Source organism: Chloroflexus sp. (assembly GCF_034431535.1).
In the GTDB taxonomy this organism is placed as follows: Bacteria; Chloroflexota; Chloroflexia; order Chloroflexales; family Chloroflexaceae; genus Chloroflexus.
The window spans coordinates 244,419-258,417 of sequence record NZ_DAOUDC010000012.1; the positions used below are offsets into that span (position 1 = coordinate 244,419).

Consider the following 13,999-nt stretch of genomic DNA (forward strand, 5'->3'; position numbering starts at 1 on the left):
CACGATGCTCAGCGTCGTTGGCAACAACTTTGCGTGCCAGCGCCGGTCTTCGCTTAGTATCGCGGCGGCTTGGCATTCATCATGGATACACCCCACGGGTCGCATTTGCATCGGCCACCCGCTGCACAGCCAGCAGATAGGCCGCAAGGCGCAGCGGCACCCGACGCTGCTCGGCCATGGTTGTCACCTGCTGGAAGGCACCAACGATAATGCGTTCCAGCTTCTCGTTGATGTCTTGTTCATCCCAGAAAAACTCTTGCAGGCCCTGCACCCATTCAAAGTACGAGACGATCACGCCACCGGCATTGGCTAGAATATCAGGCACAATAACAATGCCGCGTTCACCCAAAATCGCATCTGCTTCTGGCGTCGTTGGCCCATTAGCGCCTTCGACAATCAGCTTGGCGCGGATGCGCTCAGCGTTCGCGCCGGTAAGCTGATTTTCCAGCGCCGCCGGAATCAAGACATCGCATTCGAGTTCTAGCAACTCACTGCCGCTGATCCGTTCAACGCCGGGTGCGCTATAGCCTTCCAGCAAGCGGAACGGATGGCGGTCGGCGTAGGTGCGCATGGCCGGAATATCAAGCCCATGTGCGCAGTAGTAGCCGCCTGACGCATCAGCTACGCCGATGATCGTACAACCGAGCTGATGGAGCAGATACGCCGCTGTGCTGCCGACATTACCGAACCCTTGCACCACAACGCGCAACCCCGCTAGCGGCTTATTGAGCTTACGCACCATCTCGCGCACCATCAGCATCACCCCGCGCCCGGTCGCCTCAACGCGGCCCAGTGATCCACCGACGTTCACCGGTTTGCCGGTGATCACCGCCGGCACCGTGTAGCCGCGGTGCATCGAGATGGTATCCATAATCCACGCCATCGTCTGGGCATTGGTACCGACATCAGGCGCGGGAATATCCTTTTCAGGGCCGAGCAGGATGCTTATTTCGGTGGCGAAGCGCCGCGTCAGCCGCTCAAGCTCGCCCGGCGAGAGCTGCTTGGGATCGACGATCACGCCGCCCTTGGCGCCGCCGTAGGGAATATTGACCAGTGCGCACTTCCACGTCATCCACATCGCCAGCGCGCGCACTTCGTCAATGTCAACGCTGGGATGATAGCGAATGCCGCCCTTCACCGGCCCCCGGCTGAGATTGTGCTGCACACGATAGCCGGTAAAGACGCGAGTCGAGCCGTCGTCCATCTGCACTGGAAAATTGACTGTCAATTCGCGTTGAGGCACGCGCAGAATCGCCCGCACATCATCGGGCAGGCGCAACATATCGGCAGCCTGATCGAACTGCTGTTGAGCGACGTGAAACGGGTTGATCTGGTGAGACGTCATTGTCTTCCCCTCTTCATTGATCTTCAAGCTGTATCTCCTCTCGATCAGGCCAGATTCTTGCGCATATAGATCCAACCGTCCTGACCGAAGAACAACCGGGCGAACAGTGAGCGGCGGATATACATTACCTGAAAGCCAAGCCGCTCGTAGAGCGCACGGGCACCGTGATTGCTCTCGCGCACGTACAACCCTAGATAGGCGAGGGAGCGGGCGCGGGCATCATCTTCGGCGCGTTGCAGCAGCGCGCGCGCGATGCCGCGCCGCCGCCAGTCCGGGGCAACGGCGACATCGGCGATAAACCCTTCACCACGTTCGATCTGATGGTCGAGCAGCGAGAGGGCAAAGAGCGAACGCAACGCTCCCCAGACGCCTAATGTCTCAAAAAAGGCCGACTCGGCAAAGCCGCCGCCATCGCCGATCATATCGCGGGTGCGCAAGCTGGTCGTACCGATAAGCTGGCCGGCGTATTCCGCCACCAGCATGCCACGCAGCGCCGCTGGCCCTTGCCGCCGCCAGCCGGTCGCCAACGCTTGCGCGCCGCGTTCCCGATCGCGCGGGCCAAACGCTGCGCCGAACGTGTCGGCAAATGCTTCGCGGTGGAGGGCGACGATCGCGTCAATATCGCTCAGGCGGGCCGGTCGAATCACTACATCATCGGACGGCGCGCCAATTGGAGGAGCTGCGACGGCGTACATTGCTACGCCTGCTTAGCGCGCCGTCAGCTCGGCCACGCGCAATTCCAGCCGGCTGGCAATATCGCGGTACATATCACCGCGCCGCTCGGCGACGGTCAACTTTCGCTGCAAAAAGACGATATAGCCAAGAGCTGCCAACAGCGCCACCAGTGTTACCCAACGCATAGTTCCTCCTTGCTCTACCGCACTGTATTCTAGCGCAGGCTCGGCGAGGCTTCAAGTATGAGTATGAAGTCCACGTCAGCCGGCTTCTGCGATCGCTGGCACGATTATTCTGCTACCGAACGGAAGCGTTGCCGCCATGCGTGGTACAGCGCAATGCTGCCGGCCACGGCGGCGTTGAGTGATCCCACTTGACCAACGATCGGCAACCGCACGAGAAAATCGCACCGTTCACGCACCAAGCGGGCCATGCCGGTGCCCTCGGCGCCAATGATGAGGGCGAGCGGCAGATCAAGATCAACCGTGTCGATATCTTTGGCCGCTTCATCTTGATCAAGTCCGGCCACCCAAATGCCGGTGCGCTGCAATTCTTCGATCGTTTGGGCCAAATTCGTCACCATCGCCACCCGCAGGTGTTCTACCGCGCCGCTGCTGGCATTGACCACTGCCGGCGTAATTTCGGCGGCGCGCCGCCCCGGAATGACGACACCGTGGCAGCCGACTGCTTCGGCAGTGCGTAACAGGGTACCGATGTTTTGCGGGTCTTGCAGATGATCCAGCAACAAGAGGAGCACAGGCTCGCGCCGGTCAGCCGCTGCTCGCAGGCAGTCGTCGAGTTCGACATACGGATAAGGGCCAGTTTCGAGCATAACCCCCTGATGGTTCGCATCGCGCAACTGGCGGTCGAGCGCCTGCCGCTCGATCCGCTCCACCGGCACGCCGGCCTGTTCGGCCAGCCGGATAATATCGGCGATAATGCCGCTCTCTTGCACACTGCGCGAGACAACTAAACGGCGCAACGCGCGGCGGCGAGCGCGGAGAGCCTCGCGCACCGCGTTGCGCCCATAGAGCAACTCGGTCGTCATAATCTACTCACTCGCTGTTACATACGGTCACAACCGTGGCTGGATCGTTTCCATCCGGCTACAATCCCAGCGCATCTTTGATATGGCCGAACAACCCTTTATCGCCGTGGTCGCCATCAGGCGAGAAGGTTTGCGCCAGTTCTTGGAACAGCCGGCGCTGTTGATCGGTGAGCTTGGTTGGCACCTCGATCCGGATGACCACGATCAGATCGCCGCGACCTTGTTGGCGCAGGTAAGGTACACCTTTGCCGCGGATGCGGAAGGTTTGGCCGTGCTGGGTGCCGGGCGGCAGGCGCAGCTTCTCGGTGCCTTCGAGGGTAGGAACGCTGACTTCGCTTCCTAAGGCCGCTTGGGCGACATTGATCGTCAACGGCAAGATAATGTCATTGCCGTCGCGCTCGAAGATCGGATGCGGTTGAATATCGAGCGCCACGTAGAGATTGCCGGGCGGCCCGCCGCGCGGGCCAGCTTCACCCTCGCCGCTGATCCGGATCTGTTGCGACCCGTCAACACCGGCGGGCACGCGGACGGTAATCTTACGCGACTTGCGCACCCGCCCCTCGCCGCGACATTCGCGGCAGGGAATGGGAATGACATAGCCGGTGCCGCCGCAGGTGTCGCATGTTGTCACCGTCACCATATTGAAAATCGGCGCGCGCTGGCGAATCTCGCCGGTGCCACCGCAGCGCGGGCAGCGCGCCGGCTCGGTGCCCGGTTCGGCGCCGGAACCGTGGCATGCGCTGCAGGTTTCCAATCGGCGGAACTCGATCTCCTTTTCGGTGCCGAACACCGCTTCTTCAAAGGTCAGGCGCAGCGTATAGCGCAGATCGGCGCCGCGCAATGGCCCGCGGGTGCTGCGCCCCGCACTGGCCCCGCCGAAGAATGCGTCGAAGATCGAGCTGAACGGATCAACGCCGCTAAATGGATCGCCACCCATCCCGCCAAAACCGGGCGGGTTGTGGCCGAAGCGGTCGTACATTGCCCGCTTTTGCTCGTCAGAGAGCACCTCGTAGGCTTCGTTGATCTCTTTAAATTTCGCCTCAGCCTCAGGCGATTTATTGACATCGGGGTGATACTGGCGGGCCAGCCGGCGAAATGCCTTCTTGATCTCGTCGGGCGTCGCACTGCGACTCACCCCGAGCACCTCGTAGTAGTCACGTTTGGCTCCCGCTGTCATACGGTTCCCTCGTTACGCACGCTGCCGGCCGGTGTCCCGATCGCTACCGGCCCGCCATCGGCTACTCTTCGACCTTTTCGCCATCAACGACGCCGGCAGGGCCATTGGGTGCGGCGGCCGTCACATGTTGCAATGCCACCGCCAATTCAGCAATCCGATTGCGAATCGCCTGCTCGTCATCGTCAGCGAGCACGCTGCGCAGGGCCATCGCCTTCTCTTCCACATTGCTGCGAAGCGCCGGATCAAGGTTTTCGCCGGCTTCACGCAGGGCTTTTTCGGCAGCGTACAACACGCTATCGGCCTGATTGCGGGCCGCGATCAACTCGCGCCGCCGGCGATCCTCTTCGGCGTGCAGCTCGGCATCGCGCACCATCTGCTCGATCTCGTCTTGCGAGAGGCCCGACGAAGCGGTGATCGTGATCCGCTGTTCTTTGCCGGTAGCCTTATCGCGCGCGCTCACGCTCACGATGCCATTGGCGTCAATATCGAACGTCACCTCGATCTGGGGCACGCCGCGCGGCACCGGTGGAATGCCTGACAGCTCGAAGCGGCCAAGGCTCTTGTTATAGCGCGCTTCGGCTCGCTCGCCTTGCAAGACGTGAATCTCAACGCTGCTCTGATTATCGCTGGCGGTCGAAAAGACTTGGCTCTTGCGGGTAGGGATGGTGGTATTGCGCTCGATGATCGGCGTCATCACGCCGCCGAGCGTCTCGATGCCGAGCGTTAGCGGCGTCACATCGAGCAGCAGCACATCCTTCACTTCGCCGCCGAGCACGCCGGCTTGGATGGCCGCGCCAATCGCGACCACCTCGTCGGGGTTGACGCTGCGGTTCGGTTCTTTGCCAAAGAAGTTGCGCACCGCCGCCTGAATGGCCGGCATACGGGTTTGGCCGCCGACCAGAATAATCTCATCGATCTGGCTCGGTTGCAGACCAGCATCGCGCAGGGCTTGCCGCACCGGCCCCATGCTGCGCTCGATCAGATCGGCGCAGAGCTGTTCGAGCTTGGCGCGGGTCAGGGTTGCGCTCAGGTGCTTGGGACCGCTGGAATCGGCGGTGATGAAGGGCAAACTAATCTCAGTCTGCATCAGCGAGCTGAGCTCCATCTTTGCCTTCTCAGCCGCTTCTTTCAAACGTTGCAGGGCTACCCGGTCGTCGCGCAAATCAATGCCGTGCTCTTTTTTAAATCCTTCGGCCAGCCAATCAATAATCCGCTGGTCGAAATCATCGCCGCCAAGATGGGTATCGCCACTGGTCGCCTTCACCTCAACGACGCCTTCGCTCAGCTCAAGAATGCTAACGTCGAAGGTGCCGCCACCCATATCATAGACGACCACCAATTCATCTTGGCCCTTCTTGTCAAGGCCGTAAGCTAGCGCGCTGGCAGTCGGCTCATTGACAATGCGCAGCACTTCAAGGCCGGCGATCTTGCCGGCATCTTTGGTGGCCTGCCGTTGGCTATCGTTAAAATAGGCCGGTACCGTAATCACTGCCTGCATGACCGGCTCACCCAGATAGGCTTCAGCATCAGCCTTGAGCTTTTGCAGCACCATCGCCGAAATCTCCGGCGGGGCATACTCGCGGCCTGCCATCAAGACCCGCACATCACCATTCGGCGCCGCGGTGAGCTGGTACGGCACCAGATCTTTATCGCGCTGCACCGACGGATCGGTGAATTTTCGCCCGATAAAGCGCTTGACTGAGAAGACCGTATTTTCGGGGTTGGTGACGGCCTGCCGGCGAGCGACTTGGCCGACCACCCGTTCACCTGACTTCGTGATCGCCACGACCGAGGGGGTGAGGCGCGCGCCTTCGGCGTTGGGGATGACCACTACATCGCCGCCTTCGACGACTGCTACGACTGAGTTGGTTGTGCCTAAATCAATCCCAATAACCTTCGGCATGGAAAAACCTTTTACAATATGCGATACCTCAGAGTGTTATCGTGATTCTCGTTACCACATAGGAAGCAGCGGGTTTCAAACCTGCCGGCACGGATGGGTGTACAGGCGGGAGTACGAGCGGGATGTACGGGCGGGTTTGAAACCCGCCCGTACCTATAGACCGCTATACCACCCCGCTCAGCCCAACACCACCATCACCCGCGCCCGACCTTGACCATACTCGGCCGGATCACGCGATCGTGCAGCAGGTAGCCGCGCTGCAATTCGGCGATCACCTTACCTTCTTGCCCTTCCGCCTCTTCGTAGATCACCGCCTCGTGCAGATTGGGGTCAAAATCTTGCCCCAACGCCTCGATCGGCTTCACCCCTTCGCTTTCCAGAATAGTACGCAACTTCTGGGCAATCAGTTGCGTTCCCTGCCACCACGGCGTGCCCGCGATCTCAGGCGGAATGTTGGCGATGGCGCGCTCGAAATCATCGAGCACCGGCAGCAGCTTGAGGATCAGGGCCGCGCCGGCGTTGCGGATCAGTTCGGCCCGTTCGGTATCGGTGCGGCGCTTGAAATTACGATAATCGGCCACCGCCCGCATCCACTGATCCTTATATTCAGCCGCCTGCGCCTCAGCCTGTGCCAATCGGTTTTGCAGATCGGCAATCACCGCCGTCGGATCAGCCGGCGTCTCAACGGTTGCCGTGTCTGGCGTCGTCGCAGCGGCACCATTGCCGGTCGTGGCGGTTGTGTCGGGGTTGACTTCTTCCGGGTTCGACATAGCTTCCTCGTTCATAGACAATCTGTTACGCGCGCTGATCACCGTTGGGATCGGTCTCGACATCAGAGGGACGCACATTGACGTTATAGAGTTCGGCCAGTAAATTGCTCATCAGTGACGCGATATAGCGTACAGTCGAGATCGAGCGTGGATAGGCCATCCGGGTGGGGCCAATCACGCCGAGCACGCCGGCAATCGCGCCTTCGACGCCATAGCGGGCAAGGATCACGCTGTAGTCACGCATCGCATCTTCGCCGTGCTCGCCACCGATAATCACCTGCACGCCGCCTGAAGCCAGCGCCTGCAGGATCAACGGGCTCAGGCCGCGCCCGCTCTTCAAGATTTCGAGGGTGCGGCGCATCCGCTCAATCGCGCGTTCAGCGTCATCACGCCCGCTCGCCGGCAAAAATTCCGGTTGGCTGAGCATTTCGAGCAAGCCATCGGAATAGATTTGCTCTTGCGCTTGCTCTTCAAACGCCTGCATGGCCCGCACTACCAGATCGACCAGCCCGCGCTCGAAATCGCTGAGCGTGATACCGTTAAAGGTCGCCGTCGCCGCGATCTCTTCGGCCCGGCTCAGGGTCGTGTCAGTCAGCAGATCGCTCACAATGCCGGCGGCGCGGCGCAAATCCTCTGGCGTGCGGCCCGGCTCGATCGGCAGCGTCTGCTGCTTGACAATCCCGCCGTGGAAGACCATCACCGCCAACGCCATCGTCTCGTGGATCGCGATCAGATCGAGGCTCTTGAAGCGGAGCTGCTCGGCGCGCGGCACAGTTGCCACCGAGGCGTTGTGCGCCGCGCGGGCCAGCACCGCACAAGCAAGTTGCACCCACTGATCCAGCTCGCCGCGCACTTGGTAAAATTGGTGGCGGATCATACGCTGCTCGGCGGATGACAGCGACGTGCGCTCCATGAGATTTTCGACAAAAAAGCGATAGCCAGCATCGGTCGGGATCCGCCCGCCCGACGTGTGCGGGTGGGTGAGAAAGCCCAACTCTTCGAGCGCGGCCATATCGTTGCGCACCGTCGCCGGTGAGACGGGCAGGCGATATTTGCGCACCAGCGTCTCGGATGCGACCGGCGTAGCCGTGTCAACAAACTCCTGAACGACCAGCTTGAGTATCGTCTGCCGGCGTTCGGTCAGAGGTCCGCTCATCGCTGTGTTCTGCCTCGCTGGTCGGTGGTTAGCACTCGTGAGGCGAGAGTGCTAAGGCTTCTAACGTAAAAGGTTGGCGTGCATCAGATGCACGCCGATAAAGAGTATACCATAAGTTATGGCGATTGTCACCCCCCTATGCGCCCCACTCCCGTGCCAGCGACCCCTCGTTATCACCAAGCAGATGGCAGGTAGCTGGCGCATGCCAAGCCGGCATCGTTCGTAACGCTAGCGCGAGCATCACCAGATCGTTTGGGTGTATGATCCGGAACCAGAGCGGCAATTGGATCACGCGCAAGTCGCGTTGGCGCATCTGTTCCATCCACGGCAGTAATTCGCCGCCGCTGAGCGGGATGTAGGCCGCCAAGCTCGCTTGGCGCAGGCCCAAGATGTACCAACTGCCCCGATCACATGGCCCGACCACCACATCATATCCGCTCTCGAGCAAGGTAAAAGCATCGCGAATCCGCGTTTCTGGAATGTGCGGCGTGTCGCCGCTGATGATGACAAATGGCACCTCGATGGTCTCGGCGGTGATGTGGATGGTTGAAGTGACCTTTGCGACAACGCCGGTGATGCGCATCACTAATGCCTGTGTATCGGCCAGAAACGCGCTTGACCACCAACTCGCTTCAATGCCGAATGTTTCCCGCAGAGCGGCGGTTCGCTCGAGGATCAGGGTTGTGCGCTGCATGCGCTGCTCCATCTTTGCAGTGCGCGAAATCGTACCTATTATAAAACGTCGTATTGGGTTGAACTACAGAAATAACGCCCTAAAGTTAAACATTCGATGGATCTTTTCCGGGCAGAATGGTCTCAGAATGAAGCAATTATTACTGAAGGTTGCCTGAGTTGCATCTGAAGCGTTGCCGCTCTACTTCTATACTGAGTGAAGCAGGCAGTGTTTTTTCCTGCATACAGCCAAGGAGGCAGCGATGGGATCACGGCGTGTAACGCTTGATGGCAATGAAGCGGTTGCTAACGTTGCCTATCAACTGAGTGAAGTGATAGCGATCTATCCAATTACCCCTTCGACCCCAATGGGCGAGCAGTCCGATGCGATGGCCGCCGCCGGCAAGACCAATCTGTGGGGAGTCGTGCCAACCGTATATGAGATGCAGTCAGAAGGCGGCGCCGCCGGTGCGTTGCACGGCGCGATGCAGACGGGCACGCTGATCACGACGTTTACCGCCTCACAAGGGCTACTGTTGATGATTCCGAACTGGTTTAAGATGGCCGCCGAGTTGAACCCCGGCGTGTTTCATGTGGCCGCTCGCGCCCTTGCCACGCAGGGTCTGTCGATCTTCGGCGATCACTCGGATGTCATGGCGGCCCGCGCAACTGGCCTTGGTATGCTAGCCTCAGCTTCGGTGCAAGAGGCGCAAGATTTGGCGCTGATAGCGCACGCCAGCTCGCTGGCTGGCAAGTTACCGGTGATCCACTTCTTCGACGGCTTCCGCACCTCGCACGAGGTCAACTCGATTACGCTGCTCGAAGAAGAAGAGATTCGGGCGATGATCAAAGACGAATGGGTGCATGAGCACCGCGCCCATGCCCTCTCGCCCGAACATCCGGTGATCCGCGGCACGGCCCAGAACCCCGATGTCGCTTTTCAAGCCCGTGAGCGCATCCAGCCGATTATTGACGCTTTCCCCAGCGTGGTGCAGGCGCAAATGGATCGCTTCGCCGAAATCACTGGCCGCCGCTACCACCTGTTCGACTACTTCGGCGCGCCCGATGCCGAGCGGGTGATTGTGATCATGGGTTCGGGCGGCGAAACCGCGCGCGAGACGGCTTTCTATCTCAACCAGCAGGGCGAGAAGGTAGGTGTGGTGCAGGTGCGCCTCTTCCGGCCCTTCGCCGCCGAGGCGTTCTGCGCCGTGTTGCCGCCGAGCTTGAAGGCGATTGCCGTTCTTGACCGTACCAAAGAACCCGGCGCTTCCGGCGAGCCGCTCTTCCTTGATGTGGTGCATGCGCTGCGGGGGCAACCGATCACAATTATCGGCGGACGGTACGGGTTGTCGTCGAAGGAATTTACACCGGGCATGGCAGCCGCCGTCTTCGCCGAGCTGGCCAAAGATCATCCCAAAGAGCACTTTACCGTTGGCATCAACGATGATGTGACCAACAGCAGCCTCAGCTACGATCCCGACCTCTGCATCGATCCACCCGGTACGATGCGCTGTGTCTTCTGGGGGCTTGGCGCTGATGGCACCGTCGGCGCGAACAAGAATAGCATCAAGATTATCGGCGATAGCAGCGAAGGCGAGGCTGAACGCCACGCCCAAGGCTACTTCGTTTACGACTCGAAAAAGTCGGGGTCGGTGACGATCTCGCATCTGCGCTTCGGCCCATCGCCGCTAGCGACGCCGTACCTGATCGGCAAGGGTCAAGCCCAATTTGTCGCTTGCCACCACTTTAGCTTCCTCGAACGGTTCGATGTCTTGCAGTACGCTGCGCCCAACGGCGTCTTCTTGCTCAATAGCCCCTACGGCCCCGATCAGGTCTGGCATCAGTTGCCAACCGTCGTGCAGCGCAAGATCCGCGAACTCAATCTGCGCCTCTATGTGATCGACGCTACCGCGGTGGCGAATGAAGTTGGCATGCGCGGGCGCATTAATACCGTGATGCAGACCTGCTTCTTCGCGATCAGCGGTGTGTTGCCGCGCGAAGACGCGATTGCGGCGATCAAGCAGTCGATTAAGAAGACGTATGGCCGCCGTGGTGAAGCCGTGGTCAAGCAGAATTGGGCCGCCGTCGATCGCACCCTCGACCGGCTCTACGAGGTGCCGATCCCGCCGCCGAGCGAAGACAACGGCTTGTCGATGCGTCCGCCGGTTGCGCCCAACGCACCGGAGTTTGTGTGTGACGTGCTCGGCATGATGATCGCCGGTCGCGGCGATGATGTGCCGGTGAGCGCCATCCCGCTCGACGGCTCCTTCCCCACAGGCACCACCAAGTGGGAGAAGCGCAATATCGCCCTTGAGATACCGGTCTGGGATCCGAATATCTGCATCCAATGCAATAAGTGTGTCTTCGTCTGCCCGCACGCCACCATCCGGGCCAAGGTCTATCCCGAAGAGGCGCTGGCTGGCGCGCCCGAAGGCTTCCGCAGCGCGACGGCTCGCTTCAAAGAGTTTCCTGAGCAGCGGTATACGTTGCAAGTCGCACCCGAAGACTGCACCGGCTGCGGTCTCTGCGTTGAGGCTTGCCCGGTCAAAGACAAACGCGCGGTAGGGCGCAAGGCGATCAATATGCAGCCGCAACCGCCCATCCGCGCCCGCGAAGCCGAGTACTGGGACTTCTTCCTCAGCCTGCCCGATGTCGATCGTACCCTCATCCCGGCAGGAAGCGTCAAACATACGCAGTTGTACGTGCCGCTGATGGAATTTTCGGGTGCATGCGCCGGGTGTGGCGAAACACCCTACCTCAAGCTGCTCAGCCAACTGTTTGGCGACCGTGCGATCATTGCCAACGCCACCGGTTGTTCGTCCATTTACGGTGGCAACCTACCGACTACCCCGTGGACGACCAACGCCGAGGGACGTGGGCCGGCATGGTGCAATTCACTGTTTGAAGATAATGCCGAGTTTGGTCTTGGTATGCGGCTGAGCATCGACCAGCAACTCGCCCATGCCCACATGCTCCTCAACCAACTCCGTCCTGTCCTTGGTGCTGAGTTTGTCGAAGACCTGCTCAACGCCGATCAGCACACCGAAGTTGGCATTCGCGAACAGCGTGAACGAGTAGCCATCCTCAAGCAGCGGCTCCGTGAATTGATCGACAGCAACCCGCCAGAGGTGAACGCGATGCGTGACCTGCTGGCACTGGCCGATGTGCTGATCAAACGCAGCATCTGGATTGTTGGTGGCGACGGCTGGGCCTACGACATCGGCTTTGGCGGTCTCGATCACGTCTTCGCCTCAGGGCGCGATGTCAACATTCTCGTGCTCGACACCGAAGTCTACTCCAATACCGGCGGGCAGGCGAGCAAGTCAACCCCAACCGGCGCCGTTGCCAAGTTCGCTACAAGTGGCAAGGGTGGGGTGAAGAAAGATCTGGCCCAAATCGCCATGACCTACGGTGATGTCTACGTGGCGCGCGTTGCCTTCGGTGCCGACGACGTGCAAACCTTGCGCGCCTTCCAAGAGGCCGAAGCCTACCCCGGCGTTTCACTGATTATTGCCTACAGCCACTGCATTGCCCATGGCTATGACCTGCGCCGCGGGCTTGAGCAGCAGCGGTTGGCGGTTGAATCGGGGATCTGGCCGCTCTACCGCTACAATCCGGCGATTCACGAAGGTTCGCCGCTGATCATCGACTCGAAAGCCCCCAGCATCGATCCCGAAGTCTATGTGCGCGGCGAGGGTCGCTTCCAGATGCTGCAACAGGCCAACCCGGCCCGCTACGAGCAATTGCTCAATAGCTTGCGCCGGCAAGTGGCGTTGAAGTGGGCGCATTTGCAATGGATGGCCAATGAGCTGACTGCCGAGACGAAGGAGGGGCTGCGATGATCGATCTGAGTACCACGTATCTGGGAATGCGGCTCCGATCGCCGCTGGTTGCTGCCGCATCACCCATTAGCCGTAATGTCGAACTAGCCCACCAGCTCGAAGAGGCCGGGTTGGGCGCGATCGTGATGTACTCGCTCTTTGAAGAGCAGATCATTCACAACAGTCTCGAACTCGATCGGATGCTCAGCCATGGGGCCGAGAGCTTCGCCGAGGCGCTCAGCTATTTGCCCGAACACGGCGCATATAGCGTTGGCCCCGAACGCTATCTCGAGCAGGTCACGGCTTTGAAGAAGGCGCTGAGCATTCCGGTGATCGGCAGTCTCAACGGCGTCTCGGCTGGCGGTTGGGTGCATTACGCGCGCCTCATCCAAGACGCCGGCGCTGATGCCATCGAACTGAATATCTATTTTGTGCCGATTGATACCAACCTCACCAGCGCCGAACTCGAAAACATCTACGTCGAGCTGGTGCGCGCCGTACGCGCCGAAATCAGTATCCCGCTGGCGGTGAAGATTGGCCCTTACTTCACCGCCCTGCCCAATTTTGCGTGGCGCTTGATGGAGGCCGGGGCAAACGCGCTAGTGCTGTTCAACCGCTTTTACCAGCCTGATCTTGACCTCGAACAGCTCTCGGTGCGGCCCAACCTGCAACTAAGCACCTCGGCTGATCTGCGCTTGCCGTTGCGCTGGATTGCGCTGCTCTATGGGCGCATTCCGGTCGAGTTCGCCATCAGCAGCGGCGTGCATAGCGCCATCGATGCGCTCAAAGGGTTGATGGCGGGGGCAAGCGTCGCGACAATGGCCTCGGCGCTGCTGCGCGGGCGCGCTCCCGATATTGTGCGCAACGTGCTGCGCGATATGGAGTCGTGGCTGACCGAACACGAATACGAATCGATCGAGCAGTTGCGCGGCAGTATGAGCCAGCGCGCCGTCGCCGAACCGGCAGCCTTCGAGCGGGCGAACTACATTCGCGTCCTCGACGATTACCGGCCACCTTACGCCATCGGTAGCCATAACGACCTGACCGGGCGCATGTTGTACCCCTTCCTTGGTGATGAGGCGTAACGCGGTGCTGATCCGATAAGTTGGGCAGAGTGCAACGCCACGGATAACCTCCGTGGCGTCTGTTCTTATCTTTGCCCTCTGTCTGCCCTCTGTCAGTGTGCGTCTCCGCTCCCCCGTATGTCATTGCGAGCGAAGGCGCAGCGACACGCTCCGCCCCATGTCATTGCTTCGCTGCGGGGCAGCACGTAGCACTGACCCGTAGCGAAGCAATCCCCCACGAGGACGAAATGGCTGTTGGACACGCCCCGTCACTCGCCAGTTGTTACGACATGAAACTATTTCAATATATCCGGATATTTATATACTCAGATGACACTTGACAATATCGAAGGATTCGGGTATATTCA

Annotated in this window: 11 protein-coding genes; 2 read left to right on the forward strand and 9 right to left on the reverse strand. The window is 60.2% G+C overall.

From position 1 onward, the window contains the following. Positions 1 to 79 precede the first annotated feature (79 nt). The 9 genes from U9R61_RS03340 to U9R61_RS03380 all read right to left on the reverse strand — a co-directional run bounded on the left by U9R61_RS03340 (position 80) and on the right by U9R61_RS03380 (position 8,768). Positions 80 to 1,345 (reverse strand): Glu/Leu/Phe/Val dehydrogenase, encoded by a 1,266-nt coding sequence (locus U9R61_RS03340; protein WP_322487458.1) that lies wholly within the window; start codon positions 1,343 to 1,345, stop codon positions 80 to 82. A gap of 44 nt (positions 1,346 to 1,389) precedes the next feature. Next, positions 1,390 to 2,040, reverse strand: a complete 651-nt coding sequence (locus U9R61_RS03345; RefSeq protein ID WP_322487402.1) for an N-acetyltransferase — start codon at positions 2,038 to 2,040, stop codon at positions 1,390 to 1,392. A gap of 12 nt (positions 2,041 to 2,052) precedes the next feature. Then, positions 2,053 to 2,205, reverse strand: coding sequence for a hypothetical protein (locus U9R61_RS03350; protein ID WP_322487403.1), 153 nt, complete (start codon positions 2,203 to 2,205; stop codon positions 2,053 to 2,055). A 104-nt stretch (positions 2,206 to 2,309) separates the two neighbouring features. After that, positions 2,310 to 3,068 (reverse strand): 23S rRNA (guanosine(2251)-2'-O)-methyltransferase RlmB, encoded by a 759-nt coding sequence (gene rlmB, locus U9R61_RS03355; protein ID WP_322487404.1) that lies wholly within the window; start codon positions 3,066 to 3,068, stop codon positions 2,310 to 2,312. Positions 3,069 to 3,126: 58 nt separating this feature from the next. Next, a complete protein-coding gene (gene dnaJ, locus U9R61_RS03360; protein WP_322487405.1) occupies positions 3,127 to 4,245 on the reverse strand; it encodes a molecular chaperone DnaJ in 1,119 nt (372 codons plus the stop codon). Positions 4,246 to 4,306: 61 nt separating this feature from the next. Further along, positions 4,307 to 6,148 carry a molecular chaperone DnaK gene (gene dnaK / locus U9R61_RS03365; protein WP_322487406.1) on the reverse strand — a complete coding sequence of 614 codons (1,842 nt, stop codon included), beginning with the start codon at positions 6,146 to 6,148 and terminating at the stop codon, positions 4,307 to 4,309. Positions 6,149 to 6,342: 194 nt separating this feature from the next. Continuing rightward, positions 6,343 to 6,918 carry a nucleotide exchange factor GrpE gene (grpE, locus tag U9R61_RS03370; protein WP_322487407.1) on the reverse strand — a complete coding sequence of 192 codons (576 nt, stop codon included), beginning with the start codon at positions 6,916 to 6,918 and terminating at the stop codon, positions 6,343 to 6,345. A 25-nt stretch (positions 6,919 to 6,943) separates the two neighbouring features. Continuing rightward, the gene (gene hrcA / locus U9R61_RS03375) at positions 6,944 to 8,074 is read right to left on the reverse strand and encodes a heat-inducible transcriptional repressor HrcA (protein ID WP_322487408.1); all 1,131 of its coding nucleotides are present in this window, start codon (positions 8,072 to 8,074) and stop codon (positions 6,944 to 6,946) included. A gap of 136 nt (positions 8,075 to 8,210) precedes the next feature. Further along, on the reverse strand, positions 8,211 to 8,768 hold the full coding sequence (locus U9R61_RS03380; RefSeq protein ID WP_322487409.1) for a DUF2064 domain-containing protein: 558 nt from the start codon (positions 8,766 to 8,768) through the stop codon (positions 8,211 to 8,213). Positions 8,769 to 9,009: 241 nt separating this feature from the next. On the opposite strand from U9R61_RS03380, the gene nifJ reads away from it, so the two are divergent. Continuing rightward, entirely contained in the window at positions 9,010 to 12,588 is a 3,579-nt protein-coding gene (nifJ, locus tag U9R61_RS03385; protein ID WP_322487410.1) for a pyruvate:ferredoxin (flavodoxin) oxidoreductase, read from the forward strand. Then, positions 12,585 to 13,652: a dihydroorotate dehydrogenase-like protein gene (locus tag U9R61_RS03390; RefSeq protein WP_322487411.1), complete on the forward strand. Its 1,068-nt coding sequence runs from the start codon at positions 12,585 to 12,587 to the stop codon at positions 13,650 to 13,652. Before nifJ ends, U9R61_RS03390 begins: the two co-directional genes overlap by 4 nt. Positions 13,653 to 13,999 lie beyond the last annotated feature (347 nt).